Genomic DNA, 26454 nt, shown 5'->3' on the forward strand with positions numbered 1-26454 from the left:
TCAGTGTCGCAGCCATCCGCGCAGCACGACGGCCACCACCAGTACCGCCGACACCAACGCGGCGGTGTAGTACGTCACGCCCACCCACCCGCCGGCCGAGAAGACCAGCCCACCGACGGTGCCGCCGATGCTGGAGCCGAGGTAGTAGAACAGCACGTAGACCGCCGACCCCTGGACGCCGCGGGTCGCCGAGCGCGCGCTGACCCAACTGCTGGCCACCGAATGGGCGGCGAAGAAGCCGCCGGTCGTGACGATGAGACCGACGATCACCGCGACCAGGTCTCCGATCGCGAGCAGCAGCACGCCGGCCAGCGTGGCGGCCGTGGTCATGATCAGCAGCGCCGGACGGCCGAAGTGGTCGACTGCCCTGCCGATGAACGCCGAGGACACCACGCCGGCCAGGTAGACGCCGAAGATCAACCCGACCACGGTGCCCGAGAGCGCGAAACCCGGTCCCAGGAGCCGAAATCCGAGGAAGTTGTACACCGTCACGAAGCAGCTCATCAGCAGGAAGCCGGCGGCGAAGAGCGCGACCAGACCTGCGTCGGCCATGGCGCGGCCGATCGAGGCGGCCAGCTCGCGAAGGCGTGGCGCGCGCGGCTGAAAGTTCCCAGATGGCACGATCATCGCGCGAAAGGCGATGGCGCACAGCAGCGTCACCCCGGCGGTGGCGCCGAGCGCCCAGCGCCAGCCGGCGACGTCGTCGACCAGCGCGCCCACCAGGCGACCGGCCATCCCGCCGAGTCCGGTGCCCGCGACGTACAGACCCATGGCCGAGCCGAGGGAGTCTCGGTGCAACTCCTCGGCGAGGTAGGACATCGCCACGGCCTGGATGCCGGCCAGCGCCAGCCCCTCGGCGGCGCGCAACACGAGCATCACGGTGAAGTTGGGGCTCAGTGCGATCAGCACCGACAGCGCCGCCGAACTGAACAGGGCGACGGTCATCACCGAGGTGCGGCCGACCACCTCGGACACTGCCGTGAGTGGCAGGACGCCGAGCGCGAGCGCGCCGGTCGCCACCGACACCGCGAGGCTGGCCTGGGTCGGGGACAGGTGGAAGGAGGCACTCAGCGACGGCAGCACGGCCTGCACCGCGTACAGCGCGGTGAACGTCGACAAGCCCGCACAGAACAGCGCGATGGTGATGCGCCGGAAGGCGGGTGAACCACGCCGGTGGGCGGTCTCGGGGTAGGTCGCGATCGAGGTCACGTCGCGACGCTAGGACCGCTTCGATCAATGCGTCCAATGTGATCTCGGGGCAGTATGCATTCATAGGTGAATCGATGGCCGCCCACCTGCTCGAGCTCGAGGAGACTCCATGTCCGACGTGACGGACGTCTACGACGCGATGCCGTCGTCGATGATGCCGAAGGTGGCGCTGCTGGCGGCGTTGGCCACCAAGGGGAATCTGACCCGTGCGGCCGCCGAGGCCGGGGTGCCACAGCCCACCGCGAGCCGATGGTTGGCCGCGCTGTCCCGTGACCTGGGCAGCCCGGTGACCGTGCCGGACGGCCGGGGGGTGCGGCTCACCCGCCCAGGGGCGTGCCTCGCCGAAGCCGCAGCCCGGGCGCTGGCCGAGCTGTCGACCGGCGTCCGGCAGGCCCTCGACGAAGCCGATCCCGAACGCGGGCACGTCGTGTTGGCCTTCCTGCACACCATGGGCGAGCGCCGGGTGCCCGATCACCTGCGCGCCTTCCGCCGCGAGCATCCGCGGGTCCGGTTCACGCTGCTGCAGGGTGCCCACGAGGAACTGCTCGACGACGTCCGCCACGGCCGGGCCGACCTGGTCTTCACCGCACCGCTGCCGGGCCAGGGAGAGTTCGACGAAGTCGCCTTGGAGACCCAGGACCTGGTGTTGCTGGTGCCCGCCGAGCACCGACTGGCCGGTCGGGTGTACGTCCGGATGGCCGAGCTGGCCGGCGAACAGTTCATCGGCATGAAGCCCGGCTATGGCCTGCGCACGATCGTCGACGAACTCGCCGCCAGGGCCGGCTTCGTCCCGGTGCTGGCGTTCGAGGGCGAGGAGGTCGACACGGTGCGCGGACTGGTGGCCGCCAGCCTTGGCGTGGCGGTGGTTCCACCCGCCGATGCCGCCCCGTCACCCGACGTGGTGGAGATCCCGCTGCGGCCGGCGGCCCGGCGACGCATCGGCCTGGTCTGGGCGGCCGAGCGGCCGCTGACCCCGTCGGCCGCGGCCTTCCGGGACTTCGTCGCGGCCCGCGCGGTGGCCGAGGACGGCTGAGGCGAGGACCATGGGTCGGGTGCAGCTACCCGTGACCGAACCGCCCGAGATCGCGGTGTCGGTCAACGGCCACCGCGAGATGGTCGCCACCGAACCGCAGACCGTGCTGTTGTACGTGCTGCGCAATCACCTCGGCCTCAAGGGAACGCGGTTCGGTTGCGGCCTGGCCCTGTGCGGGTCCTGCCTGGTGCTGATCGACGGCCGCCCGGCCTACTCCTGCGACGTCCCCGTGAGCAGTGTCGAGGGCCGTGACGTCGTCACCGTGGAGGGGCTGAGTCCACCAGGCCGGCCCCACCCCGTCGCCCGGGCGATCGTGCAGGAGCAGGCCGCCCAGTGTGGCTACTGCATCTCCGGAATCGTGGTCGCCGCCGCCGCACTGCTCGAACGCAATCCGCACCCGACCGACGCCGAGGTGCGCGAGGCACTCGACGCCAACCTGTGCCGATGCGGCGCCCACAACCGGATCGTGCGGGCCGTGCTCTCGGCCGCCGCGACCGTGCGCGCACGGAGTGCCGACCGATGACCGTAGAGATCGCCGCGGACCTACCGCCGTCTATCCTGGCCAACCCCATGGTCGCGGACTGGGTGCGGATGTTGCCCGACCAGAAGATCGAAATTCGTTCGGGCAAGGTCGAATTGGGCCAGGGGGTATTGACGGCTCTGGCGCAGATCGCCGCCGAGGAGCTCGACGTCGAGATTGGCCGGGTGTCGATGCTCGCCGCGTCCACGGAGGTCAGCCCGGATGAGGGGTACACCGCGGGCAGCCTGTCGATCCAGCACTCGGGTGAGGCCGTGCGGCTGGCCGCCGCCGAGGCGCGCGCCATCCACCTCGAAGTCGCGGCTCGGCGGTGGGGCGTGCCCGCCACGCTGCTCACCGTCGCCGATGGCACCGTCGGGGCCCCCGACGGCCGCCGGGCCACGTACTGGGACCTGACCGGCGATGGGCTGCTCGACCAGCCGGTCACCGGGCTCGCACCGATCAAGCCGATCGGGTCCCATCGGATCGTCGGCACCGCCGTGCCGCGAATCGACCTGCCCGACAAGCTCGCTCCACGTCCACGCTTCATCCACGACGTCGTGCTGCCGGGACTGCTCTACGGCCGAATCGTGCGGCCCCCGTCCCGCGGCGCCGCGCTGCTCTCCATCGACGAGGCGCCGACCCGGGCCATCGCCGGGGTGGTGGCCGTGGTCCGCGACGGCGACTTCCTCGGCGTGGTGGCCGAACGCGAGGAGGTGGCGCTCACCGCGGTCGAGAGGCTGCGCGCCGACGCCCGGTGGCGGGAGGATGCGACGCTGCCCGACGAGGCGCAGCTGCCCGCCTTCCTCACCTCCGCCCCCGCCGAGACCGTCGTGATCAGTGATTCGCTGCAGGACGGGGCGCCGGACCCGGCCGGCCACCACGCCGTCTACCACCGGCCCTACCTGGCACATGCCTCGATGGGCCCGTCCGCCGCGACGGCGCTGGTGAACGACGGCGACGGGATCCGGCTGCGGGTGTGGACCCACAGCCAGGGGGTGTACCTGCTGCGCCGCGAGCTGGCGCGGGCGTTGCGGCTGCACGAGCGGGACGTCGTGGTCCAGCACGTCGAGGGCGCAGGTTGCTACGGCCACAACGGTGCCGACGACGTGGCGCTGGATGCGGCGCTGTTGGCCGCCGCGGTGCCGGGCCGCCCCGTTCAGGTGGTGTGGTCGCGGCCCGACGAACTCGGCTGGGCACCGTTCGGGCCCGCCGCCGTGGTGCGGATCGCGGCCGACGTCGACGCCGAGGGATCGGTGACGACGTGGCGCCACGACGTCTGGGGCAACGGTCACGTCACGCGGCCCGGCTTCGTAGCGACGGTCGGGCTGCTGGCGGCGACCCACCGCGCCGGCGGTGAACCGATCGCCGCGGCGGGCGAACCGCCGCTGGAGCGCGGCGGCGGGGCGACCCGCAATGCGGTGCCGGGATATGACTTTCCGGCCGCTCGGGTGGTGAACCACCGATTGACGGTGATGCCGTTGCGGACCTCGGCGTTGCGTTCCCTCGGCGCGTTCGTCAACGTCTTCGCGATCGAGTCGTTCATGGACGAGCTCGCAGTGGCCGCGGGCCGCGATCCCGTCGAGTACCGGCTGGCTCATCTGAGTGATTCCCGGGGGCGGGCCGTGATCGAGGCGGCGGTGCTCCGATCCGGATGGACGGACTGGACGCCGGGGGAGTCGTGCGGGCACGGTCTCGGTTACGCGCGGTACAAGAACACCAGTGCCTACTGTGCGGTGGTCGCGGAGGTCGAGGCCACCAGCGAGATCCGGGTGCGCCGGTTGACGGTGGCCGTGGACGCGGGTCTGGTGGTCAACCCCGACGGCGTGGTCAACCAGGTCGAGGGGGGTGCCATCCAGGCGACGAGCTGGGCGCTGAGGGAACGCGTCCGCTTCGACGATTCGACCGTCACCAGCGACACCTGGGAGACCTATCCCATCCTGACGTTCTCCGAGGTGCCCGTCGTCGAGGTGGAGGTGTTGCCCGGCAACGGAAATCCCTCGTTGGGGGTCGGCGAGACGGCCCAGGGACCGACGGCGGCGGCGATCGCCAACGCCATCTACGACGCGATCGGCGTCCGGGTGCGCGACATGCCGTTCACCAGCGCGCAGATCGTCGCCGCGATGACGGATTGAGTGGCGACCGATCAGGTGACGGGATCGGTCGGCTCCCCTCGCAGTCGGTCCAGCAGCTCGGTCGCCGCCTCGACGCCCGCGAGGTCGTCGCCGAAGGCGGCGCCCAGCAGCTCCGCGCGGCGGGCGCGCACGATGGCGATGTTGCGTGCGGCCAGCGCCGTGACGAAGAGATTCGCGGTGCGTCCGTCGGTGGGATCGCCGCGGCGCTCGACGAAGTCCTGCTTCTCCAGTGTGCGCAGCGCCGCGCTGAAATTGCTTCTGTGCATCCGCAATTCGTGGGCCACGTCGCTGGGTCGGCAACCCGGATGCCGGTCGACGTACTCCAGCACCGCCGCCTCGATCAGGGAGAGCGGTACCACCGTCTCGGCCTCCTGATCGCAGGACCGGATCACGCGTGACGCGTGCATGACGGCGTCCGCGAGGTCGGCCAGGGACGTCGCGGTGGCGGTGGTCGGCACGATACGGGGCATCCCTCGAGTTTACCTCAAATGGTTATGGATATATAGTTACTTCAACATAGCTACTTGAGGGTGGACGTCGTGAACACTGAGAGCAAGATCGTCGATGGTGGCGCCGAGCGCACGGAACGCCCGCTGGGGGACGGACCTAACCGCACGGGAGTGAGTGGACCCCTTCTGCTGGTCCTGGCGCTGCTGTCGGCGGTCGCGCCGTTCGCCACCGACCTCTACCTCTCCGCGTTCCCGCTGATGACCACCGATCTGGGGACCACGGCGACCGCGGTCCAGCTGACCCTGACCGCCTTCCTCATCGGAATTGCCCTGGGGCAGTTGATCTTCGGGCCGCTTTCGGACCGGTTCGGTCGGCTGGCGCCACTGCTAGTGGGGTCGCTGCTGTGCCTGGCCGCCAGCGCCGCCGCCGCGCTGGCCCCGTCCGTGGAGTTCCTGATCGCGGCCCGGTTCGCCCAAGGTCTCACCGGCGCGGCCGGCATGGTGATCGGCCGGGCGATCATCTCCGATCTCGCCGTCGGAGCCGCCGCGGCGCGCGCCTTCAGCCTGATGATGCTCGTCGGCGGGTTGGCCCCCGTCGTCGCGCCGGTGCTCGGCAGCCTGCTGGTCACTCCGCTCGGCTGGCGGGGCGTGCTGTGGGTGGTCTTCGGCCTGGTCACCGCGATGTTCGTCGGTGTCGTCGCGGTGGTGCGCGAAACGCACACCAGCGAACGTCGAGCCAAGGCTCTGGCCGATTCCGATGAATCCCCAGCGGCGCTGCGCGCGCTGGTGTCGCGCGGTTACATTGGCAACGCGTTGGCCTTCGCCTTCGCCTTCGCCACGATGATGGCCTACATCTCCGCATCCCCGTTCGTCTACCAGGTGATGATGGGCTTCACCCAGGTTCAGTACGGAATCGCCTTCGGAGTCAACGCTCTCGGCCTGGCGGCAATGGGTGCGCTGTCCGCCAGGCTGGCGACGACCAGGCCCGTACGGGCGACCGCGGGCACCGGACTGGCGCTCAGCCTGACGGCGACGGTGGGGATCGGCGGCATCGTGGCGACCGGAGCGCCCGCCTGGTGGATGGTCGTGCCGCTGTGGGTAGCGGTCGCCAGCCTCGGCCTGGTCTTCGGCAACACCACGGCCCTGGCGCTGAGCGGGGCCACGCGCGCTGCGGGCTCGGCGTCGGCGGTGCTGGGCGCCCTGCAGTTCGCCCTAGGGGCGCTGGTGTCACCGCTCGTGGGCATGGGAGGCGAGCACACCGCCGTGCCGCTGGCGATCGTGATGTTCGCGGCCATCACCTTGGCCTGTCTAGCCTTCGTCTGGTCGGCACCGCGCGCACGGCGCTGACCGTCGGCTCCCCGGCGGGCCCTAGGCCTGGCCAGGAACCGCGGTGGTCACCGAACGTAGCGAATCTCGTTGCAGCTCAGGGCTATCGGCCATCGCTAGTTGCAACCGCTCACGCTGACGTGCCGACCGCTGACGCCGATGCATCCGCTCACGTTGGAACCGGGCGGGGGCGGCGGGGGCGGCGGGGGCGGTGGGTAGTCCTCGGGCATGGGCGCGTAGTAGGCGGGCGGCGGAACGTAGGGTGCCAGTACGTCGGAGAGGTTGGCGCAACCGCTGACCGATACCCGTCGACCTGCGGAGGCGCAGACGTCGGCCGAGGCGGTGGCGGGACCTGAGATGGTGACGAGGCTGCCCAGGGTCGCCGCGACGGCCATCGCCGCCAGCGTCGTCGTCGTCCAGGACCCAACCGGTGTTCTCATCTGGATCGTCTCCCGTTCAGGGACTTCCGCGCTGCCGTCGCGGAGGTCGATCAGTAGCAGTGGTCTGCCGGAACAGCGTAGAGCGCACCCCTGGTCGCAGGGGTGATCTACGCGAGAATGGCGACACCGGGCAGACCCGAACCCGAGTCGCGGTCCGGTCGACATGACTAGATTGAAGGGGAACTTCACGTCCAAGGAGATTCCATCATGACCGCGACCGTTTCGACGCAACCCCGATACCAGGTAGTCAATCCCGCCACCGGCGAGCTCGGAAAGTCCTTCGACTTCGCCTCCGACGCCGACGTCGAGGCCGTCCTCGCCGCATCCGACCAGGCGTACCGGGCCTGGCGCGACGTGCCGATCACCGAGCGGGCCCGGATCGTCGCCCGGGTCGGGGAGCTGTTCAAGGAGAACACCGCCCGGCTGGGCGCCATCGCCACCGAGGAGATGGGCAAGCCGTTGCCGGAAGCGGTGGACGAGGCCGACTTCTGCGGTGACATCTTCGATTACTTCGCCACCGAGGGGCCGGGGCTGGCCGCCGACCAGGAGATCAAGACGTTCGCCAAGGGCAGGGCCTTCGTGCAGAAACTGCCGATTGGGCCGTTGCTGGGCATCATGCCGTGGAACTATCCCTTCTATCAGATCGCCCGGTTCGCCGCGCCAAACCTGGTGTTGGGCAACACGATCATCCTCAAGCACGCCGAGTCGGTGCCGCAATCGGCGCTTGCGGTGCAGGAACTGATGAACGAGGCAGGGCTGCCCGCGGGCGTCTACCAGAACGTCTTCGTGTCCTACGAGCAGGTCGAGAAGATCATCGGTGACCGCCGCGTCGTCGGCGTCTCGCTGACCGGTTCGGAGCGTGCCGGTTCGGTGGTGGCGTCGATCGCCGGCCGCAACCTCAAGAAGTGCGTCCTCGAGCTCGGCGGCTCCGACCCCTACGTGGTGCTGGACTCCGACGACGTCAAGGCGTCGGCAGACTTGGCCTGGGACACCCGGATTGGCAACACCGGCCAGGCGTGTAACTCCAACAAGCGGATGATCGTCAGCAGCGACATCTTCGACGGTTTCGTGGAACGGCTCGTCGAGCGGGCCAAGGAGCTGAAGGCGGGCGATCCCGCCGAGGCGGCAGAGGGCACCTACGCGCCGCTGTCGTCGCGCAAGGCCGCCGAGGCACTCGACGCGCAGGTGCGCGATGCCGTCGAGAAGGGTGCGACGCTGCATGCCGGTGGTGTGCTGGGCGAGGGCCCGGCCGCGTACTATTCGCCCGCGGTGCTGACGGGTATCACCCCGGAGATGCGCGCCTACCGCGAAGAGCTGTTCGGCCCAGTTGCGGTCGTCTACTCGGTCAGCAGCGACGACGAGGCGCTGAAGCTGGCCAACGACACGGACTACGGCCTCGGCGGCGCGGTGTTCAGCACCGACACCGAGCGCGCGGAGCGCATCGCGCAGCGGCTCGAGACGGGTATGTCGAATGTCAACACCCCGGCCAACGAGGGCCAGGAAGTCCCGTTCGGCGGGGTCAAGCGCAGCGGGTTCGGCCGCGAGCTCGGACCCCTGGGCATGGACGAATTCGTCAACAAGCGGATGTACTACGTGGCCGAGTGATCAGCTGGCCCCGTGCTCACGCCGCGCCCGGGCCCGGCGCTTGCCCTCGTGCATCGCCGCGACCCGGGCGACCGGGATGGCCCGGCCCTGTTCGATGAGGTCGTCCGGTAGCCGCTGCGGCGCCGGCATCGCCTCCGCCCACGGGTCCCGGCTGCCGAGGACGGCCAGCGCCGTGTGGATGGTGAAGTCCCCGGGTTCGACCCGGTCCAGATCGGACCAGTCGAGGGGAAAGGACACCGGCATGCCGGCGCGCAGCCGCGGACTGTAGACCGCCGCGATGGTCGCACCGCCGGCCCGCGTGGAATCCACGAACACCTTGCCGCCGCGGTCCTCGACGATGAACGCCGTCGTCGCCGCGTCGGGATCGAGTGCCTCGGCGCGGGCCGCCAGCGCCCGGGTGGCGGCCGCGACGTCCGCCACGGGTGCGGCGCCGTCGATCGGGACGAACACGTGAATTCCCTTGGCGCCGCTGGTCTTCACCGCACCGGCCAGTCCGCTGTCGGTCAGCGCGCGACGTACCAGCGCGGCGACCGCGACCACCGCGGCGAAGTCGTCGTCGCCAGGAGGATCGAGGTCGAGGATCAGGTGCGTGGGGCGGTACACGTCGTCGATCAGGCCCAGCGTGGGGTGGTATTCGACGGCCCGCTGGTTGGCCAGCCAGAGCAGCGTGCGGCGATCGTCGCACAGCGGGTAGCGCACCTCGCGCCGGGAGGCCTCCGCCCAGATGGCCGCGGTCCGCACCCAGTCCGGCGCGTACTTCGGCACGTTCTTCTGCATGAACGGTGGTCGTCCCCGCAGCACCCGCAACACCGTCAGCGGCCGCCCGATGAGCGCCGGCAGCAGGCGATCGGCGACGGCATCGAGGTAGTCGACGAGTTCGCGTTTGGTGGCCCCGGCCTCGGGGGTGAGCACTTCGTCGAGATTGGTGAGATCGACACCGTCCCGCTGCTCGTCGGTGGACACGCCTGCCATGCTGTCACCGTTATCGGTCCCTGCCCAGCAGCTTGGCGGTTAGCCTCCTGTCGTGAGCTTCATCGAGAGCGTCGAGCTCGTCGGCAAGGTCATCGACGGAGTCGGGGTGGCGATCATCGCGATCGGTGCCGTCGTCGCGGGGGGAATCGCCGTCGGGCGGCTGTTGCGCAAATCGCCTGACACCTATCGGTCCTTCCGCGAGCAGCTGGGTCGAACCATCTTGCTCGGGCTGGAATTCCTGGTCGCTGCCGACATCATCCGCACGGTCGCCGTCACACCCAACGCACAAAGCGTCGCCGTGCTTGCGGGCATCGTCGCGATCAGGACCTTCCTGAGCTTCTCTCTGGAGCTCGAGATTACCGGGCGCTGGCCCTGGCAGAAGAAGCCGCGCGACGCCGACGAGGCGGCGGCGCGGGCCTAACCGCCGGACGCGGTGGTGGCGATTCCGCCGTCGACCGGGATGACGGCGCCAGTCAGGTAGGCCCCCGCTCGACTGGCGAGGAACACCGCGATGCCGGCCATGTCGTCGTCGCGGCCGATGCGCCGCAGCGGGGCCGACGCGGCGATCGCCTCGCCGAAGGCATCGAGGGTGGCCGCCATCATCTTCGACGGGAACGGTCCGGGAGCCACGGCGTTGACGGTGACGTGCTGCGGGCCCAATTCCTTGGCCAGCACGCGGGTCAGCTGGTGCAGGGCCGCCTTGCTGCTGGCATACGAGTACGTCGGCAACCTGCTGACGTGGATGCCGTCGATGCTTCCGACGTTGATGATGCGCGCGGGATCCTCCGCGGTGCCGGCCCGGCGCAGCGCCGGCAGCAGCGCCTGGACCATCCAGAACGGTGCCTTCAGGTTGAGGTCGATGACCTTGTCCCAGGCGGAGTCCGGGAACGACTCCAGCGGCTCACCCCACGTCGCACCAGCGTTGTTGACCAGGATGTGCAGCCCGTCGCCGTCGGTCGTGACGAGGTCGGCGAGCCGCCGGCATTCGTCGTGACTGGACAGGTCGGCGGGGATGGCCCGAACCTCGCCGAACTCCGAGAGCTGCTCCTGGGCGGCGGCGCAGGCAGCGGGTTTGCGCGAGCTGATCACCACGCTGGCGCCGGCCTGCAGCAAGCCGCGGGCCATCATCGAGCCGATGCCCCTGGTACCGCCGGTGACCAGGGCCCGTTTTCCGGTCAGATCGAAGAGCTGGGCGTGGGTGGCGAATCGACCGTCGGTCATGGCTCTCCGAATCCGTTGTGGCTCAGTACTTCCCGAAGGCTATCGCGACGTTGTGCCCACCGAACCCGAATGAGTTGTTCAGCGCGTACTCGAAGTTGCCGGTGCGCGGTTCGCCGGCGACGACGTCCAGGTCGACCTCGGGGTCGAGATTCTTCAGGTTGAGCGTCGGCGGGATGACCCCGTCACGCAGCGTGAGCATGGTGATGATCGACTCGACCGCACCCGACGCCCCGACCGAGTGTCCCAACGCGGACTTCGGCGCGTAGACCGCCGCGGAGTTGCCGACGGCGCGGTTGATGGCATGTGCCTCGGCCACGTCGCCGACCTTGGTGGCGGTGGCGTGGGCGTTGACGTGGTCGATGTCGCCCGGCGTCAAGCCGGCCAGCTCGATCGCCCGGGTCATGGCATGCGCGGCGCGCTCACCGTTGGGGTCGGGCGCGACGATGTGGTAGCCGTCGGAGGTGATGCTGGCGCCCATCAGGCGCGCGAGGATGTTGGCACCGCGGGCCTTGGCGTGCTCCTCGGTCTCGATGACCATCAGGGCCCCGCCCTCTCCGAACACGAAGCCGTTGCGGTCGCGGTCGAACGGCCGACAGGCTCCCGCCGGGTCGTCATTCGTCGTGGACATCACGATGCGCATCTGCGCGAACGCAGCGATCGGCACTGCCTCGATCCTGTTCTCGACGCCACCGCAGATCGCGATGTCCGCCTCGCCGAGGATGATCTGCCGCCACGCCTGGGCGATGCCCTCGGAGCCCGACGCACACGCCGATACGGGGGTGATGACGCCGGCCTTGGCGTGCCGCTCCAACCCCACTGCGGCTGCGGGCCCGTTCGGCATGTACATCTGCACGGCGAGGGGCGAGACGGCGGTGATGCCCCGTTCCCGCATGCCGTCGTAGGCGAAGACCAGGGCTTCGGCCGCCCCGAGACCGGTGCCGATCGACACCGCTAGCCGGTTGGTGTCGACCTCGGGGTTGCCCGCGTTCTCCCAGACCCGTCGGCCAAGCACGGTCGACATCCGCTGCACGTAGCCCAGGCGGCGTTGCTCGACGCGGGTGAGCTCGCCGTCGAACTCCTCGAGCAGGTGACCGCCGATGCGAACCGGAAGGTCGAACTGCTCGACGAACGGGTCCTCGAGCCGGCGGATGCCGCTCTGCCCGTCGAGCAACGCCTTCCACGTGTCCTCTGCGCTGGTTGCCAACGACGTGGTCATTGCGATGCCGGTGACGACGACGTTGGGGAGCCCGTTGCCGGTGCTGAGGCCGGAAACGCGGGATGTGTCGGGTGCGTGCACGATGATGCCTTCTTACTCACGTCACGGGGTGTGCGGCCCTGTGCTGGACCTGCCCAAACGTCCGCGGCGCAGGCTCGGCGACGATTCCAGAGCGCACACAGCGGCTTCTTAGGAATCTTATACACCGGTCGACTCGGCGGCAGCTGCCCGCGTCGCGGGCCCTAATGGGGCAGCTTCGCCTCGATCGCCTCGGCCACCTTGGCGGCCTGCGTCACGATCGCCGCATCACGCGTGCAGGCCTGGGCGTCGATGATCACGTTGTCGTCGACGGCCAGCACCCGCTGGCAAGAATCGACGCCGTTGGCGTTGCCGCGGGTGAACGGTATCGCCAGCTGCGTGTCCGTCTTGGTGAGGTCGCCGCTGTGCCACTTCGGCAACGGCTTGTCATTGAGAGTGATGTTGACGGTGTGGTTGGTGCACTTGGCCCACCGATCGGCCGATTGGTCGAAGAACTCCCGCGCCGCGTCGGTCGACGGGTAGTTCACCACGGACTGCACGACGAGCACGTGCCAGTCGTCGGTGTCGGGCGTGCGGAGGAGCTCCTGACGCAGTGCGATCCACCCGTCCTTGCCGTACACGCCCGACTCGTTGACCTGCCAGATGCCAAGGCAATTGAGGTTCGGCAGCAGGTTGCGGTGATCACCCATGACGTCGACGCGGGGATGAGCGGTCATCCCGGTGACGCCCATGATCCCGTCCACCTCGTCGGGACTGAGCAGGAGGCGGTCGAGTGCGTTGGCGGGCACCAACTCGGGCGGCGCCGCCGGCTTCTGGTCCTGACCGGAGCAACCGGTCAGCGCGAGGCCGAGCGAGAGTGCGCCGATGGCGAAGCCCTTCACCACGCGTCAGGCATGCGTGCCCGCCGCGGCGCACGCCTGCTGGGCGGCGGTGGCGTCGTTGTTCATCTCCGTCGCCGTGGTGTTGAGGCTGTCACCGGGGATGTGCACGGCCATCTTCAGCAGCAGCTTCGTGGCGTCGACCGACCAGGACCGCATCGGGTCGGAGATGCTGGGGTCGAGGCCCGGGGTGTTGGCCGCGTCCATCGCCACGCCGGCAGCCTGCCGCAGCGCGGTCCGGCCAACCTCGTTGCTGCCCTGGACCGCTGGATCGGAGTAGTCGGAACCTTCGAGTGAGTCGGCGAAGTCTCCGTAGTACTGAGAGGCGCCATCGAGGGCCTGACCGAAGTTTCCACATGCGGTGACCGCGGGCGCGCCGGCGTTGTCGGACATCGGCACCGCATTGACCTGCACGGCGGGATTCTGCGGGCCGTCGGCATCTCCCTCATCGGCTGACGCCATTGGTGCGCAACACAATCCGATTCCGACTGCGACGAAGGATGCGATCAGGGCTCGCTTGCCAGCGCGGGTCTCGTTCACGATTTCCTCCACGTCGTTCGGTCGTGCATCCACAGGAGGCTACCTCTGGGCCAGCCCGAACTACGACCGACGCCGCAACCTTCGCGCTGTGCGCCTTCTGGACACCGTGCAGGCCCACCGTCGGCCAATCAGGCAACCGACTGGTGAACTGCCGGCGAACGGACGGCATCGGCCCGCCATCCATCGGGTGCGGTGACCTGTCGAGCCGGCGGACGGCACGCGAGCAATGGAGAGGCGCGTACTCACGGGATTCTTAGACCACGCTCATTGGACGGTAATGAGGCGGCATTCGTTGGCCGTGCGTTCACCTCGCGGCAACCCTGCCATTGGATGCTCCGTCGCGACAGATCCCGCTGGATCCGCTGGACTTTGATCACGAGAGGCGCCGACACACTCATGTTGAACCGTTTTGCGACGCTGGCAGCTGTTTGCCTTGCACTTCCCGTCGGGACGGCGCCGGTGGCGCTCGCCGATCCGCCGCCGCCGGACCCGGCCGTCGAGCCGGCGGCGGCTCCGGTTGGTCCGCCGCCGGACACGGGCGCCGTTCCGTCGGCCGCCCCGGGGATCCTGGACACCCCCGACGGCTGGCACCTCTCGGTCGTTGGCAGCAACGAGACCCAGCTGCCGGTCGCGCCGCTGACCACCGCGATCTCCTCGCGCGAGTACCTGATCTCCGGCACGTTCACCGGCACGATCACCGGTGGCGGCAAGACCAAGCTGGCTGGTGGCACGCTCGAGGCCGGCGAGCAGATCGGTTGCGGCATCATCTCCGACGAGACCGAGATCAACCCGGGTGCCTCGCTCACCCCGGCGATCAGTGCCGTCGGCCTGCCGAGCTTGAGCGGCGGCATCAGCCTGCAGGGCAAGGTGTATCTGAAGCCCGGCACCGTCACGACGGTCGCGCTGGACAAGAAGTCCTTCAAGGGAACGTCGACGCGCATCACGCTGACCGGAGTGCGGGTCAAGACCGATCAATGCGCCGGGCAGTCGTTCATCCGGTCCTACGCGACGCTGACGAGCTCGACCGACAACACCGACGACGTCATCACCTACCTCGGCGTCACCAAGTCCGTCTAGCAGCCAGCCGCCCACTCCATCCTTGAAAGGCCTTGCAATGTTCAATCGTTTCGCCCTGCTGGCTACGGCCTGCGTCATCGTCCCGATGGGCGCCGCACCGCTGGCGCTGGCCGATCCGCCACCGGACCCCGCGGTGGCTCCGGCCGCCGATGCCGGCCCGCCGCCCGACAACGGGATCGTCGGCTCGTCCGAACCGGGCGTGGTCACCACGCCCGACGGCTGGACGCTGACGGTGGCCGCCGCCAACGAGACCGAACTGCCGGTGGCGCCGTTGACCACCGCACTGTCCTCGCGTGAGTACCTCGTCGGTGGCACCTTCACCGGCACGGTGACCGGCAGCGGTAAGACCAAGCTGACCGGTGGCACGCTGGAGGCTGGCTACCAGATCGGTTGCGGCATCGAACTCGGTCAGGTCCGCCTCATCGGCCAGGCCGGCATCGGTCTCGGTGGTTTGAGCTTCCCGGCGACCGGCCCGGTCTTCGCCCCCGCCCTGTCGTTCCCGCTGTCGGGCACCATCGAGATCCACCCGAAGCCGGGCACGGTCTCGACGGTCACGGTCGACAAGAAGTCATTCAAGGCAGCGCCGGCCCGCGTCACGCTCAAGGACACCCACATCAAGGTCGACGGCTGCGTCGGGCAGTCCTTCCTTCGGTCCTACGCGACGCTGACCAGCTCGACCACCGACACCGACGACGTCGTCGCGTACTACGGCATCACCAAGGCAGTCTGACGCCAGCTCGCTGGCTCAGCAGGCAACCACACGAACGAGGGGCATCTGGCAGTGATTGACCGAAATCGATTGGCCGCCCTGACGTGTGGCTTGCTCGTGGTCGGAGCGGCGGTCGCCTTCCCGGCGACCGCCGCCGCCGACGATCAACCGCCGGCTGATCCGGCGCTGGTGCCGGGAGCCCCGGCGCCACCACCCCCGCCGGGACCGACGGTCCCGATGATGGGTCAGCTGGGTCCGGCCGGGCTCGACGTGCTGGCGCAGAGCAACGCCGCCCCCGCGATGGGGGCGCTCGGCGCCCCGCCCGTCGTCGGGCTGGACCGTGACACCATCCTCGGCCAGAACGCCGTGCCGTCGGCGCCGGGCGCCGGGCCGGGCACTCCGCCGAACCTGAACGTGTTCAACAACGCCTACGGGGCCCAGCAGCTGAACGACGTGCCGTCCGCGCCAGGGCAGGGCACCCAGTTCGGAGTGGCTCCCGGCGACGAGAATGCCGACGTCCGCAAGGGAATCTGGTTCGGACGCTGGATCGATCTGCAGCGGGCGGGCAGGACGTACGGCGGTCTCGGGCAGGCGCCTCAACAGCAGCTGGGTGAGCCGCTGCCGGGTACCGCGCCGCCTCCCGGCACGGTCATCCCGCCCGGACTGGTGCAGTTCCTGCCCGATCCGGCCGACGGGCCAACGCCGCCACCGGGTCTCATCCTGCCGCCACCACCGGCCGACGCACCCCCGGCGGGCTGAGTCCCCGCTCCGCGCAGTGATCCTTCCTGCGCGGAATTAAGATCGCCACGAGTCGATGTCGCGACGAATGTGGCTGGCGCCCAGGCAATGGACAGCATTCGTTCAGGATGGCCGGTGGGTGCCCCACAGTCCGGTGGTCACGGATGACACCGACCGCTGAATCCAAAGGCATTGAACGCCTGCGGTTGACGACCTGACGCGCGCTCTTCCCGCGCCGGCGGTCACCGGTTGTGGCGCGACTGCAGGAATTCACTGGTACTGTCCCGCCATGCTCTCGACGCCCGGTGCGACCGCGGACCACGTCCTGGCCCTCATCGCCGTGGGCCCGTGTGCCGTCGCGGACGTCCTCTGTCGCCGCTGACCTCCCCCCTCGAGTAACCGTGTTCGGTTCCTCCATGGCCTGGCAGCCCCTCGCGTCCCGCCGTCGACAAGCGGTGCGCATTCCCCACCTCATTGAAAGGTCCTCGCCGTGAACCGTTTTGCGACGCTGGCAGCTGTTTGCCTTGCACTTCCCGTCGGGACGGCGCCGGTGGCGCTCGCCGATCCGCCGCCGCCGGATCCGGCCATCGAGCCGGTGGCGGCTCCGGTTGGTCCGCCGCCGGACACGGGCGCGGTGCCCTCGGCAGCCCCGGGCATCCTGGACACCCCCGACGGTTGGCACCTCTCGGTCGTTGGCAGCGACGAGACGCAGCTGCCGGTTGCGCCGCTGACCACCGCGATCTCCTCGCGCGAGTACCTGATCTCCGGCACGTTCACCGGCACGATCACCGGTGGCGGCAAGACCAAGCTGACCGGCGGCACGCTCGAGGCCGGCGAGCAGATCGGCTGCGGCATCATCTCCGACGAGGCCGAGATCAACCCGGGTGCGTCGATTACCCCGGCGATCAGCTCGATCGGCCTGCCGAGCGTGAGCGCCGGCATCAGCTTGCAGGGCAAGGTGTATCTGAAGCCCGGCACGGTCACGACGGTGGCGCTGGACAAGAAGTCCTTCAAGGGCAAGACGACGCGGATCACGCTGACCGGGGTGCGGGTCAAGACCGATCAGTGCGCCGGGCAGTCGTTCATCCGGTCCTACGCGACGCTGACGAGCTCGACCGACAACACCGACGACGTCATCACCTATCTCGGCGTCACCAAGTCCGTCTGACCCCGTCGATTCGAACGAGAGTTGAACCAGAGATGACCCGACAGATCTCCAGCCGCATCGCGGTGATGTCCGCAGCGTGCCTGCTGGGCCCGCTTGTCTCCATCGCGCCCGCGGCGCTGGCCGATCCGCCGTCCGACGACCCCGCGGTGGCTCCGGCCGCGGATGCCGGCCCGCCGCCGGACAACGGGATCGTCGGCTCGTCCGAACCGGGCGTGGTGACCACCCCCGACGGCTGGACGCTGACGGTGGCCGCCACCAACGAAACTCAGCTACCCGTCGCGCCGTTGACCACGGCGGTGTCCTCGCGTGAGTACCTCGTCGGTGGCACCTTCACCGGCACGGTGACCGGCAAGGGCAAGACCACACTCGCCGGCGGCACGCTGGAGGCCGGCTATCAGATCGGCTGCGGCATCGAGCTCGGCCAGGTCCGCCTCATCGGCTCCGCTGGAGTGTCCGTCGGTGGTTTGAGCTTCCCCGCCACCGGCCCGGTCTTCGCCCCCGCCCTGTCGTTCCCGCTGTCGGGCACCATCGAGATCCATGCCAAGCCGGGCACGGTCTCGACGGTCACCGTGGACAAGAAGTCGTTCAAGGCTGCTCCAGTGCGCGTCACGCTCAAGGACACCCACATCAAGGTCGACGGCTGCGTCGGGCAGTCCTTCCTGCGGTCCTATGCGACGCTGACCAGCTCGACCACCGACACCGACGACGTCGTCGCGTACTACGGCATCACCAAGGCAGTCTGAGGCCCTCGATCGTGACGGATCGTAAACGCTTGGCCACCCCGGCAGTTGGCGTGCTCGTCACGGCGATGCTCGCCTTCCCGGCGACCGCCGCCGCCGACGATCAGCCGCCGGTGGATCCGGCGCTGGTGCCTGGAGCCCCGGCACCGCCACCCCCGCCGGGACCGACGGTCCCGATGATGGGTCAGCTGGGTCCGGCCGGGCTCGACGTGCTGGCGCAGAGCAACGCCGCACCCGCGATGGGGGCGCTCGGCGCCCCGCCCGTCGTCGGGCTGGACCGTGACACCATCCTCGGCCAGAACACCGTGCCGTCGGCGCCGGGCGCTGGGCCGGGCACTCCGCCGAACCTGAACGTGTTCAACAACGCCTACGGGCCCGGGGCGATCAACCTGACACCCGCGGCACCGGGGCAGGGGCAGCAGTTCGGGGTGGCTCCCGGTGACGAGAACGCCGACATCACCAAGCGGCAGTGGTTCGGAAGGTACATCGATCTGTACCGCGCGGGTGATCTCAAGGGCGGCCTGCTGGGTCAGGTGCCTCAGCAGCAGCTCGGTGAGCCGCTGCCGGGTACCGCGCCGCCTCCCGGCACCGTCATCCCTGCCGGCCCCGTGCAGTTCCTGCCCGATCCGGCCGACGGGCCAACGCCGCCACCGGGTCTCATCCTGCCGCCACCACCAGCTGACGCACCCCCGGCGCCCTAGGGCGCCGGATCGGGAATCGGCAGGTCGATCAAGCCGTCGAGGTCGCCGTCGCCCTTCTCGGGTGGCACCGGCCGGGTTGGCAGCACGATGGTTGGCCGCTCGTCGGCAGAGGCTGCGTCCGGCGTTGCCACGCAACCCATTCCGTAGTTCGTCGGCGCTGGCACACCAGCATTGCGCACGCAGCATTCGGTCACGATGGAGTCGAAGTCCTGGCCGGGGCCCGGCAGCGTGGTGGCGGTACACGTCGAGTAGGCCTCGACGTCGAAGGCCGGTGCCGCGTTGGCCGGAGCAAGTGGCGCCAGCACCCACGCTGCCGTCACCGCGAGCAGTGGCATGGAGATCCGCGTCTGGACGGCCCGGCGTGCACGTTCGTTCGTCATGGCGTCGTCCTCCTGATCGGTCGCCGTCGACGCTATGTCACCCACGTGGCGGACACCCGAGATTCGGCCGTGCGCCATGGGATGTCACGACCAACAGTGCCCCCGGCGTAATCCGCCGGGGGCACTGGGTGTCGTCGAAAGTCGATCAGTTGGTGCCGACCACTTCCTGGGCGATGTGGGCCACGCGGGTCTGGGCCGCGGAGACCACGCCCTGGCGGGCCTTGTGCGCCTCTTCGTAGGCAAGGATCGCCCGGACGTCGGCCGGATCTTCGAGTCCCTTGATCGCGGCGACGGCCTCGGAGACGTTCAGCTCGTCGTAGTCGGCGATCGGGAGCTCGGTCGAGTCGAGCACACCGGTCGCGGTACGGACCGAGTGGATCAGGTCGGCGGCTTGCTCGGCGCCACCGTCGCGAATGACGTTCTCGGCGGTCTCGAGCGCGGCGTCACGCGATGCGCTCACCGTCTTGGCCGCCACGTCACCGGCGCGCTTGCCACGGGTGATCAGCTCGCTGACGGCGATCGGGGTGGCCCGGACGGTCTCGACGGCCTTGTCCAAGCTGCGGACCGACCAGTTGACGGGCACGTTCACCAGCTGGATCGCAGTGCCGGCAACGGCCTGCAGCGGGGTGCGACGCAGGGCTGCGGGACCTCCGAGGGCGTCTTCGGCCAACACGGTGGCCAACCACTGGATGGTTGCGGTGTGTGCGTTCATCAGGCGGGTGGCCAGAGCCTCGACGTCGTTGGCCTTCGCCGCTACGGCGAGTGCCTTGACGTACTGGGCCCGGTCGAACAATTGGTGCTCGAGGGCCAGGTCGCCCAGCAGGGCCTCGTCGAACGGCTGGGCCTGCTCGGTGAGCGCCTTCACCGCTGCGGCGGCGCGGCCAAGGAAGGGCCCGATCACGTCGGGATGGCCGCCGAGGTTGCGGATTGCGGCTGCGATGGACTCGGCGCGGGCCCGTCCATTGGCGGCGTTCTGGGAGAGTTCGTGCCGAACGGCCTCGGTACGAGCTTGCGCGACGCGAGTCTCGGCGACCTGGATTTCGGTGTTGGTCAGGTCGAGGAGGGCGCGCAACTGCGCGATCAAGGTATTCGTGGTGGTGTTGGTCATCGTGGTTCGCCCCTTCGGCGTTGATGTCTGCTCGGCGCGGGGTGCACCTGAGAGTTCGGCTACCCGGGCCGGAAGGGGCTGTAATCCTGGTCCAGGATATGTGTGGGAGAAGTCTCAACCCACGGGTTTTCGCCGCCCGAGCCCGGGTATGGGACATCCGTGCCGCCTGTGTCGACCGCTCCGGAGCCTGATCTACCCAACGCCGCGGGCCCTCTCTCGGGTGCGGTCATCGAGGTCTTGTCGGGCCGCCCGCCGCGGCATCTACTGAACCGAATCGACGCCCCGTTGGGCGATGCCGACCCCTATGGCCTCGACCTCCAACTCGCGCTGGGAGTCTGTTACGAGTTGCACCACCGAGGTTTTCGCGGGGTCGATCCGAGGTGGGAGTGGAATCCCGGGCTGCTGCACCTGCGGGCGGCCCTCGAGGAGCGCTTCGAGGACGCCCTGCTGCGTGACGTCGGTGAGCTGGAGTCCTCCGCGACCGCGAGGGCGGAGCTGGCGGCGCTGACGGTCGCACCCGGTGACGGTGCCGGGTTGTCGACCTTCCTGCGCGACGAGGGGACCTGGGATCAGGTGCGCGAGTACTTCGTCCATCGCTCCATCCAGCACCTCAGACAGGCGGATTCGCCGGATGACGCACCCCAGCGGAGCTACGCCGACCTGCTGTCCGCCGCCAGCCTGAAACCCGGCTACCTGGCGTACGTGAACCACGTGACCGCGGAGTCGTTCACGGTGGTGAATCTGGCATCACTGCTTGGGTTGCACCGAGTGCGCCGAGGGGCTGCCGCGGGACGCGTCGCCGCGACCGAGGCGACGTCGACGGTGGAAGCAGACCACCTAGTGCTGGCTCTGCAGCGGCTGCAGGCACCCCTTCGCTGCGTGCGCTTCTTCGACGAGGCGGCCGGAAGGGGAACCGGCCACGATCTCGTCGGTCAGCTGCTGGCCCGGGAACCGCGGCTCGATCGGGACGTCGTGTTCGGCATCCGCGCCCAACGCCTGGTCGAGGAGCGGCTGGCCGCCCATCTGACGAAGAGCTGGGTGTCGGGGCACAGTTCGCTACGGCGTCCGATCTTCTAGCGCCAGGTCTGCTGGGCCCCGATCTCCCGGGGGCCCGGCAGACTTCTCGGCACTGCGGCGTCGTCTGCGGTGGCTGGTGTCGCACAACGGGTAGGTCTTGCTGCGCCGGCAGGTACAGATCGCCACCATGAAGCGGTCGGATTCCACCACGCGCCCATCGGGTGTCTCGATTCGCACGGGACCCTGAACCAGCATCGGTCCGCCCGCCGTCGGGCGGACGACGCGAGTCTCCCGGGCGGGCGTGGTGGATTGCTCGCCGCAGACCCCACGCGGTTCGGGAACGGTGGTCGTCACGGAGGGCGGTTGCCCCGCCTCACCCACTTCGAAACCGGCGATCCCGCGGGCGTGCACCGGCTGCGTCGACATCTTGCCGCTCGCGCGTTGGAGTGGATAAATTCGCTGTCATCGGACATGGACCTCGCTTCCCTGGACCTTGGAGGTGGACGACGCACCCGCATACTCGCGCTCCACGCAGTGACGGAGAGTCAGCGTCTAGTGACCTGGCCCGGCCGGCAGGCTGGTTCCGGTTCTTCTTCGGCGACGAACGTTGGGAGTGGTCGCCCGAGGTGGCGCGCATGCACGGCTACGACCCCGACGACGTCGTTCCCACGACCGAATTGGTGCTGTCGCACAAGCATCCCGACGATCACCGCCACGTCGCGGCGACGCTCCGGGAAGTCGTCCGCACCGAGCGTCCGTTCAGCGCGCGACACCGCATCATCGACGTGCAGGGGCAGCTGCACGACGTCATCGTGGTGGGCGACCTCCTGCGTGACGCCGACGATGCAGTGATCGGCACCGGGGGTTACTACGTCGACGTGACGCCGGCCGACGACCAGGCGCACCAGCGGCAGGTCACCGACGCGGTCGCCGAGATCGCCGAGTCCAGGAGCGGAATCGAGCAGGCCAAGGGCATGCTCATGCTGGTGTACCGCATCGACGCCAACGCGGCTTTCGATCTGCTGAAGTGGCGGTCGCAGGTGTCCAACGTGAAACTGCGCGCCATCGCCGAACGACTCGTCGAGGACTTCCTCGGACTGTCCTACGCCGACGTGCTGCCTGACAGGTCGGCCTACGACCAGCTGCTGCTGACCGCTCATGAACGGGTTTCGTCCGAAGGCTGACGTTTCGAACGTACGTGCGAGGGTTACCCCCACTGCGGAGGTAATGACCATGACTGAAGACAGCCAGCACGCACCCAACGAGACAGCTGAGAAGGACACGTCGCAGTGGGTCACCGGTGACGAGCCGATGACCGGACCGCAGCGTAGCTACCTGCACACGCTCGCCCAGGAGGCCAATCAGCAGATCCCCGACGAGATGACCAAGGCCGAGGCCTCGGATCTGATCGATCAGCTACAGCAGCAGACTGGCCGCGGCAACGGCTGACGGCGCGGTGGGGCCAGGGCCGCCCGCGTGCGCCCCGCCGCCACCGCGTGTCCAACGGATGAACACCAGGAAACCGTGTGGTTGACGAGTTGTCGGGTCCGACCGACACCCGGGATCATGGAGCGAATGGATGCGTTCGTGTCGGTCTACGTCGATATGGGAGCCAGGGTCGACGAGGTCAGAGCCGCCGTCGACGCGCTGCCCCTACCCGATGGGGTCGTCGCGGCGACCGTGTACGGCGAAGCCCTCACTGACACCTTCGGGTGCCGGATCGCCGTCGACCTGACGGGTACGTTCGACGAGAAGGCCGACGGCTTGGTCATCGCCCGCGAATACGCCGCCGGGCTGTCGGCCGCACTGGGCGTGCCCGCCTTCGCGTTCTACGACCTGTTGCGGCGGGACTATCCCGCGAGCTGAGGTGGCTAGTTCGGGCCATCGCCGGCCAGTGCGGCGATCGCAGGCCCGTACATCGTCGTCTTGATGGCCCCCATCGTGCCGCGATCCTTGCCGCCGAGCGGCGTGAGCAGCCCGACGGCGTCTGCGGTGACCGACGACTCCTCGGCAGTGGCATCGACCAGGCCGAGCCGCAGGGCCTCCGCACCGCCGAAGCGCCGTCCCGTCGTCATGGACGCGACGGCGGCGGCAGGGGTGAGCTTGGCCTGGATCAACGCCGCCATCCCCGGGGTGAACGGGATGCGGATGTCGACCTCGGGGAAGCAGAAGAAGCCACGGTCGACCCGCATGACGCGGTAGTCGTGGGCCATCGCGAGCATCGCGCCGGCGCCGAAGGCGTGCCCGTTGAGCGCGGCCGCGGTCGGCAGGGGCATGGTCAGCACCCGGGCGAACAGGGCGTGGACCCGGCCGACGTAGTACTGCATCTGATCACCGTGGGCCAGAAGCCAATCCAGGTCGAGCCCGTTGGAGTAGAACTTTCCGGTGCCGGTGGTGACCAGACCGCCCGCCGTCGACGCCGTGATCTCGTCGAGTCTGCCCTCGATCTCGTCGAGGAACCCCAGGGAGAAGCGGTTCTCGTCATCCCCGAGGTCGAGGACGGCGATCTGGTCGGTGTAGGTCACGGTGATGGGCATGGGCTGGCTCCTCGTGCGCTGCGATGGGTAGGAGTGGGTGGGCCGTCGGCGAGGGTGGCCCGCACGGCCGACTTCAGTCGACCCCGCGCCCACTCGTCGTCGATCCGATTGCGGGACAACAGGAAGGCGGTGGGCAGGTCGACGATGCACAGCGTGATGGCGTCGACGGCAGCGGCGTCCGCACGTCGCCACAGCTGACGCGACAATCGGACCATCAACCCGATCAGCTCCTCGTCGAGACCGGCCAGCTGCCGGCTGACGTCCTCCGGAACATCATGTCCGAGAAGCTGTTTGCGATCCACCCCGACCAGGAGTCGGGACGAGTGTGGATGTCGCCGGTAGAAGACGGCGGGAGCTTCGGCTGCCGCGACGACCGCCTCGACCGGGTCGGGGTACGGTGCGGCCAGCGCGTCGTCGACCAATTCGGCCTGCACGTCCAGGAATCGGCGGCCGGCGCGCAGCCAGGTGCGTGCGACCAGGTCGCCCCTGGAGCGAAAGCTGTGGTAGATCGCGCCGTTGGAGACTCCTGCGGCGGCCGCCACCGCGCGGGTGGTGAGCCCGGCTGGCCCCGTCTGCACGGCCAGCGCCTCGACCGCGTCGAGTACCAGGTCGCGGTCGTAGACGCGGGGCCGGGGCATTAGAGAACGATAACAGAGCAATCGTTCTGTTATCGATGGGGGTTGCCTGCACGTCGACGTCACCCCTCGAGAAGTGGCGCTACAGCGCCTTCGCGAAGAACACTCGACGGAAGCCATCCTGGATGCCGCGCCCGGTCTCGTGAAAGCCCCTGCGCGGGTAGAACTCCAGGTTTTCGGTCATCGCCTCGTTGGTGCACAGCCGCAGTTCGGGGAGGCCCAGTTCGCGAGCGTCCTGCTCGGCCCGCGCGAGGAGTGCGTGCCCGTGACCACCGCCCTGCGCGGTGGGCGCGACGGCGATGGCCTCGATCCAGAGATGGTCGGCGGCCGGTTCGGTGACCAGCACGCCGAGCACCTCGGCGCCCGCCTCGAGCACCCAGACCCGCGACGCACGGATCGGCTCGGCGTAGTCGGCCGTCATCGGCGCCGGCGCTCGTCCGATCCGGTCGACGTACATCGTGAAGGCCGAGACCACCACGCGATTGATGGCGTCGAGGTCGTCGTCGCCGGCGCGCCTCATCATGGTCGACACGCTAGGCGGCCGCCTCGCCTTGGCCACCGGTTGCCGAGGCGGCATTGGAGTCTGCGGTGTCCGACCCCGTCGGCGTGGTCGTGGCCGTGGAAGGGGCCGTGGAAGGGGCCGTGGATGTGGCCGTGGTCGTGGAAGTGGCCGTCGTGCTGGCGGGCGGGCTTGGGTCGGTGGTGGTTGTAGCGGCCATGAGGTTCGGTTCGGCGCCGCCGGTTGCGGCGTCGTCGACGACGTCCCCCGGCCTGAAGGCGTTGCCATCGGAGGTGACCGTCGGATGCAGGATCTGCGCCGTCCTGGCAGGCGGGGGCGAGGTGGTGGGTGAGGTTGCCGACGCGCTCAGCGGCTGCGGCGTCGGCGGGCGGGTGGCTTGCTGCAGGTTGCCGTCGGGGTTGGGAAGTTCCAGCGGCGCCGTCTGCCCACCGTTGAGGAAGTTGGTGGCACCCTGCTGCACGGCGCCCGGCAGCCCGGCCAGGACCTGAATGATCTTGGCGGGCGGTGTGAACGGTGAGAACGGCAGCGAGGCTGCCGGATTCGCATTCGTCCGGTCGGTGTAACCCGCGTCGACGAGTAGGCGCAACACCGGTTCGATGCCGCCGAGTACCGGCTCGGACAACGGGGTCAGGTGCAGGGCCGCGGAGAGCGCGCGCAGCGGTGCCAGCAGCGGCAGGTGCTGGGAGTAGAGCAGGACGTAGGTGTCGTTGCCGACGTGCGTGACGTAGGCGGGGTTGGTGCTCGGATCCACCGGGTCGTAGGCCCTGTCGTTGTGCCCGTAGAGGACGGCGAGCGCGGAGTTGAGCAGGGACACCGGGTTGAAGTAGGCGGGAAAGTCGGCGTACGGGTCGTACTCCAGGGCGACGTAGGTGGTGGCGTAGCGCGTGGGTGCACCGGGGCCCATCGAGTCGATGACACCGGGGATGCCGATGCCGGGGAAGCGGGCGAAGATGCCGCCGTTGCCGGCGAACGGCGACGCCAGCTGCACGAAGCTCAGCTGCGCACTAGATGGTGCCGAATCCGACTGTCGTGCTTGCAGGTTGCGCCGCTGCGCCTCGGCGACCAACGTACCCTCCGAATAGCCGATGACCACCACGCGCGGTTGTCCGGCCGCCGCCCCGATGGCGGCGTCGAGGGGCGCGATACCGGCGTCGCGACTGCCGCTGAGGTTGACCGTCGCCGGGTACGCCACCCCGACGTAGTCGTACCCGCTGGGCACGATCGTCGAGCGCAGCTTGCTCGGTACCCGTTCTCCGGCTGCGTCGTAGAGACCGCCGACGCCGATCGCGGAATTCGCCAGCCGCACCAGGTCGACCGTCGTGTTCGTCGCGTGCCCGAATACCAGCGCCCCGGACAGTCCCGCCGCCGCGGCACCCGCCACCAGCGCCTTGCGAGCCCCACGCTTCGTGGGGAGTCGGTGCCCTGACATCCGATGCCTTGCCATGAGGTCTCCTCGCATCAGCTCGGCGCGTCGTGGCGCCAGTATGCCGCCCCGCCTCACGGTTTGCTAGCACTTCGAATGGCAACGGCGGCACTCCCGTGGA

32 protein-coding genes are annotated in these 26454 nt (G+C 69.3%); 17 read left to right on the forward strand and 15 right to left on the reverse strand.

Annotated elements, in window-relative coordinates; all coding sequences use genetic code 11:
• A complete protein-coding gene (locus SBI80_RS08565; protein WP_318974039.1) occupies window positions 1–1209 on the reverse strand; it encodes an MFS transporter in 1209 nt (402 codons plus the stop codon).
• Between the two features lie 109 nt (window positions 1210–1318).
• On the opposite strand from SBI80_RS08565, the gene SBI80_RS08570 reads away from it, so the two are divergent.
• The 3 genes from SBI80_RS08570 to SBI80_RS08580 are packed head-to-tail and all read left to right on the forward strand — an operon-like array spanning window position 1319 to window position 4894.
• The gene (locus SBI80_RS08570) at window positions 1319–2242 is read left to right on the forward strand and encodes a LysR family transcriptional regulator (RefSeq protein WP_318974040.1); all 924 of its coding nucleotides are present in this window, start codon (window positions 1319–1321) and stop codon (window positions 2240–2242) included.
• A gap of 31 nt (window positions 2243–2273) precedes the next feature.
• Complete coding sequence (locus SBI80_RS08575; protein ID WP_318974041.1) at window positions 2274–2765, forward strand: (2Fe-2S)-binding protein; 492 nt, start codon at window positions 2274–2276, stop codon at window positions 2763–2765.
• Complete coding sequence (locus SBI80_RS08580; RefSeq protein ID WP_318974042.1) at window positions 2762–4894, forward strand: xanthine dehydrogenase family protein molybdopterin-binding subunit; 2133 nt, start codon at window positions 2762–2764, stop codon at window positions 4892–4894. Before SBI80_RS08575 ends, SBI80_RS08580 begins: the two co-directional genes overlap by 4 nt.
• An 11-nt stretch (window positions 4895–4905) precedes the next feature.
• Here the strand turns inward: SBI80_RS08580 and SBI80_RS08585 are convergent, their stop codons facing one another.
• Window positions 4906–5364 carry a MarR family winged helix-turn-helix transcriptional regulator gene (locus SBI80_RS08585; protein ID WP_318974043.1) on the reverse strand — a complete coding sequence of 153 codons (459 nt, stop codon included), beginning with the start codon at window positions 5362–5364 and terminating at the stop codon, window positions 4906–4908.
• A gap of 69 nt (window positions 5365–5433) precedes the next feature.
• On the opposite strand from SBI80_RS08585, the gene SBI80_RS08590 reads away from it, so the two are divergent.
• The gene (locus SBI80_RS08590) at window positions 5434–6690 is read left to right on the forward strand and encodes a multidrug effflux MFS transporter (RefSeq protein ID WP_318974044.1); all 1257 of its coding nucleotides are present in this window, start codon (window positions 5434–5436) and stop codon (window positions 6688–6690) included.
• 95 nt (window positions 6691–6785) lie between these two features.
• Here SBI80_RS08590 and SBI80_RS08595 read toward each other — a convergent pair whose 3' ends face one another.
• On the reverse strand, window positions 6786–7109 hold the full coding sequence (locus SBI80_RS08595; protein ID WP_318974045.1) for a hypothetical protein: 324 nt from the start codon (window positions 7107–7109) through the stop codon (window positions 6786–6788).
• Between the two features lie 207 nt (window positions 7110–7316).
• Here SBI80_RS08595 and SBI80_RS08600 point away from each other — a divergent pair, with 207 nt between their 5' ends.
• Window positions 7317–8714 carry an NAD-dependent succinate-semialdehyde dehydrogenase gene (locus SBI80_RS08600; RefSeq protein ID WP_318974046.1) on the forward strand — a complete coding sequence of 466 codons (1398 nt, stop codon included), beginning with the start codon at window positions 7317–7319 and terminating at the stop codon, window positions 8712–8714.
• Here SBI80_RS08600 and SBI80_RS08605 read toward each other — a convergent pair whose 3' ends face one another.
• On the reverse strand, window positions 8715–9677 hold the full coding sequence (locus SBI80_RS08605) for a DNA polymerase domain-containing protein (protein ID WP_318974380.1): 963 nt from the start codon (window positions 9675–9677) through the stop codon (window positions 8715–8717). It abuts the gene before it with no gap.
• A 61-nt stretch (window positions 9678–9738) separates the two neighbouring features.
• Here SBI80_RS08605 and SBI80_RS08610 point away from each other — a divergent pair, with 61 nt between their 5' ends.
• On the forward strand, window positions 9739–10107 hold the full coding sequence (locus SBI80_RS08610; protein ID WP_318974047.1) for a DUF1622 domain-containing protein: 369 nt from the start codon (window positions 9739–9741) through the stop codon (window positions 10105–10107).
• On the opposite strand, the gene SBI80_RS08615 is transcribed toward SBI80_RS08610, so the two are convergent.
• The 4 genes from SBI80_RS08615 to SBI80_RS08630 all read right to left on the reverse strand — a co-directional run bounded on the left by SBI80_RS08615 (window position 10104) and on the right by SBI80_RS08630 (window position 13580).
• Complete coding sequence (locus SBI80_RS08615; RefSeq protein ID WP_318974048.1) at window positions 10104–10907, reverse strand: SDR family oxidoreductase; 804 nt, start codon at window positions 10905–10907, stop codon at window positions 10104–10106. The two genes, SBI80_RS08610 and SBI80_RS08615, sit on opposite strands and share 4 nt — an antisense overlap.
• 22 nt (window positions 10908–10929) lie before the next feature.
• The gene (kasB, locus tag SBI80_RS08620) at window positions 10930–12204 is read right to left on the reverse strand and encodes a 3-oxoacyl-ACP synthase KasB (protein WP_318974049.1); all 1275 of its coding nucleotides are present in this window, start codon (window positions 12202–12204) and stop codon (window positions 10930–10932) included.
• A 161-nt stretch (window positions 12205–12365) separates the two neighbouring features.
• The gene (locus SBI80_RS08625) at window positions 12366–13046 is read right to left on the reverse strand and encodes a sensor domain-containing protein (protein ID WP_318974050.1); all 681 of its coding nucleotides are present in this window, start codon (window positions 13044–13046) and stop codon (window positions 12366–12368) included.
• A gap of 3 nt (window positions 13047–13049) precedes the next feature.
• A complete protein-coding gene (locus SBI80_RS08630) occupies window positions 13050–13580 on the reverse strand; it encodes an Rv2240c family protein (RefSeq protein ID WP_318974051.1) in 531 nt (176 codons plus the stop codon).
• A 396-nt stretch (window positions 13581–13976) separates the two neighbouring features.
• On the opposite strand from SBI80_RS08630, the gene SBI80_RS08635 reads away from it, so the two are divergent.
• From SBI80_RS08635 to SBI80_RS08665, 7 genes are all read left to right on the forward strand, one after another.
• Complete coding sequence (locus SBI80_RS08635) at window positions 13977–14657, forward strand: MspA family porin (protein WP_318974052.1); 681 nt, start codon at window positions 13977–13979, stop codon at window positions 14655–14657.
• Window positions 14658–14694: 37 nt separating this feature from the next.
• Window positions 14695–15387 carry an MspA family porin gene (locus SBI80_RS08640; protein ID WP_318974053.1) on the forward strand — a complete coding sequence of 231 codons (693 nt, stop codon included), beginning with the start codon at window positions 14695–14697 and terminating at the stop codon, window positions 15385–15387.
• A gap of 96 nt (window positions 15388–15483) precedes the next feature.
• On the forward strand, window positions 15484–16125 hold the full coding sequence (locus SBI80_RS08645; protein WP_318974381.1) for a hypothetical protein: 642 nt from the start codon (window positions 15484–15486) through the stop codon (window positions 16123–16125).
• Window positions 16126–16393: 268 nt separating this feature from the next.
• Complete coding sequence (locus tag SBI80_RS08650) at window positions 16394–16486, forward strand: Ms4533A family Cys-rich leader peptide (RefSeq protein WP_318974054.1); 93 nt, start codon at window positions 16394–16396, stop codon at window positions 16484–16486.
• A 108-nt stretch (window positions 16487–16594) separates the two neighbouring features.
• Window positions 16595–17272, forward strand: coding sequence for an MspA family porin (locus tag SBI80_RS08655; RefSeq protein ID WP_318974055.1), 678 nt, complete (start codon window positions 16595–16597; stop codon window positions 17270–17272).
• A gap of 32 nt (window positions 17273–17304) precedes the next feature.
• Window positions 17305–18015, forward strand: coding sequence for an MspA family porin (locus SBI80_RS08660; RefSeq protein ID WP_318974056.1), 711 nt, complete (start codon window positions 17305–17307; stop codon window positions 18013–18015).
• Between the two features lie 29 nt (window positions 18016–18044).
• Window positions 18045–18713: a hypothetical protein gene (locus SBI80_RS08665; RefSeq protein ID WP_318974057.1), complete on the forward strand. Its 669-nt coding sequence runs from the start codon at window positions 18045–18047 to the stop codon at window positions 18711–18713.
• Here SBI80_RS08665 and SBI80_RS08670 read toward each other — a convergent pair.
• Together SBI80_RS08670 and SBI80_RS08675 are read right to left on the reverse strand one after the other, a co-directional pair.
• Window positions 18710–19093: a hypothetical protein gene (locus tag SBI80_RS08670; protein ID WP_318974058.1), complete on the reverse strand. Its 384-nt coding sequence runs from the start codon at window positions 19091–19093 to the stop codon at window positions 18710–18712. The genes SBI80_RS08665 and SBI80_RS08670 overlap by 4 nt on opposite strands.
• Window positions 19094–19238: 145 nt before the next feature.
• Window positions 19239–20201 carry a ferritin-like domain-containing protein gene (locus SBI80_RS08675; protein WP_318974059.1) on the reverse strand — a complete coding sequence of 321 codons (963 nt, stop codon included), beginning with the start codon at window positions 20199–20201 and terminating at the stop codon, window positions 19239–19241.
• A 168-nt stretch (window positions 20202–20369) separates the two neighbouring features.
• Here SBI80_RS08675 and SBI80_RS08680 point away from each other — a divergent pair, with 168 nt between their 5' ends.
• Entirely contained in the window at window positions 20370–21278 is a 909-nt protein-coding gene (locus tag SBI80_RS08680) for an iron-containing redox enzyme family protein (protein WP_318974060.1), read from the forward strand.
• On the opposite strand, the gene SBI80_RS08685 is transcribed toward SBI80_RS08680, so the two are convergent.
• A complete protein-coding gene (locus SBI80_RS08685) occupies window positions 21258–21473 on the reverse strand; it encodes a CDGSH iron-sulfur domain-containing protein (RefSeq protein WP_318974382.1) in 216 nt (71 codons plus the stop codon). The genes SBI80_RS08680 and SBI80_RS08685 overlap by 21 nt on opposite strands.
• 305 nt (window positions 21474–21778) lie before the next feature.
• Here SBI80_RS08685 and SBI80_RS08690 point away from each other — a divergent pair, with 305 nt between their 5' ends.
• The 3 genes from SBI80_RS08690 to SBI80_RS08700 all read left to right on the forward strand — a co-directional run bounded on the left by SBI80_RS08690 (window position 21779) and on the right by SBI80_RS08700 (window position 23084).
• Window positions 21779–22402 carry a PAS and ANTAR domain-containing protein gene (locus SBI80_RS08690; protein WP_318974383.1) on the forward strand — a complete coding sequence of 208 codons (624 nt, stop codon included), beginning with the start codon at window positions 21779–21781 and terminating at the stop codon, window positions 22400–22402.
• A gap of 49 nt (window positions 22403–22451) precedes the next feature.
• Complete coding sequence (locus SBI80_RS08695) at window positions 22452–22667, forward strand: DUF3072 domain-containing protein (protein ID WP_318974061.1); 216 nt, start codon at window positions 22452–22454, stop codon at window positions 22665–22667.
• A 126-nt stretch (window positions 22668–22793) separates the two neighbouring features.
• On the forward strand, window positions 22794–23084 hold the full coding sequence (locus SBI80_RS08700; protein WP_318974062.1) for a hypothetical protein: 291 nt from the start codon (window positions 22794–22796) through the stop codon (window positions 23082–23084).
• Window positions 23085–23089: 5 nt separating this feature from the next.
• On the opposite strand, the gene SBI80_RS08705 is transcribed toward SBI80_RS08700, so the two are convergent.
• The 4 genes from SBI80_RS08705 to SBI80_RS08720 form a co-directional block, all read right to left on the reverse strand.
• A complete protein-coding gene (locus SBI80_RS08705) occupies window positions 23090–23755 on the reverse strand; it encodes an enoyl-CoA hydratase-related protein (protein WP_318974063.1) in 666 nt (221 codons plus the stop codon).
• Complete coding sequence (locus tag SBI80_RS08710; RefSeq protein ID WP_318974064.1) at window positions 23740–24393, reverse strand: TetR/AcrR family transcriptional regulator; 654 nt, start codon at window positions 24391–24393, stop codon at window positions 23740–23742. The genes SBI80_RS08705 and SBI80_RS08710 overlap by 16 nt, the downstream gene beginning before the upstream one ends.
• Before the next feature lie 79 nt (window positions 24394–24472).
• Window positions 24473–24913: a GNAT family N-acetyltransferase gene (locus tag SBI80_RS08715; RefSeq protein WP_318974065.1), complete on the reverse strand. Its 441-nt coding sequence runs from the start codon at window positions 24911–24913 to the stop codon at window positions 24473–24475.
• Window positions 24914–24923: 10 nt separating this feature from the next.
• Complete coding sequence (locus SBI80_RS08720) at window positions 24924–26354, reverse strand: PE-PPE domain-containing protein (RefSeq protein ID WP_318974066.1); 1431 nt, start codon at window positions 26352–26354, stop codon at window positions 24924–24926.
• Window positions 26355–26454: the final 100 nt, after the last annotated feature.

The sequence above is a fragment of the Mycolicibacterium sichuanense genome (genome assembly GCF_033741125.1).
Taxonomy (GTDB): Bacteria; Actinomycetota; Actinomycetes; order Mycobacteriales; family Mycobacteriaceae; genus Mycobacterium.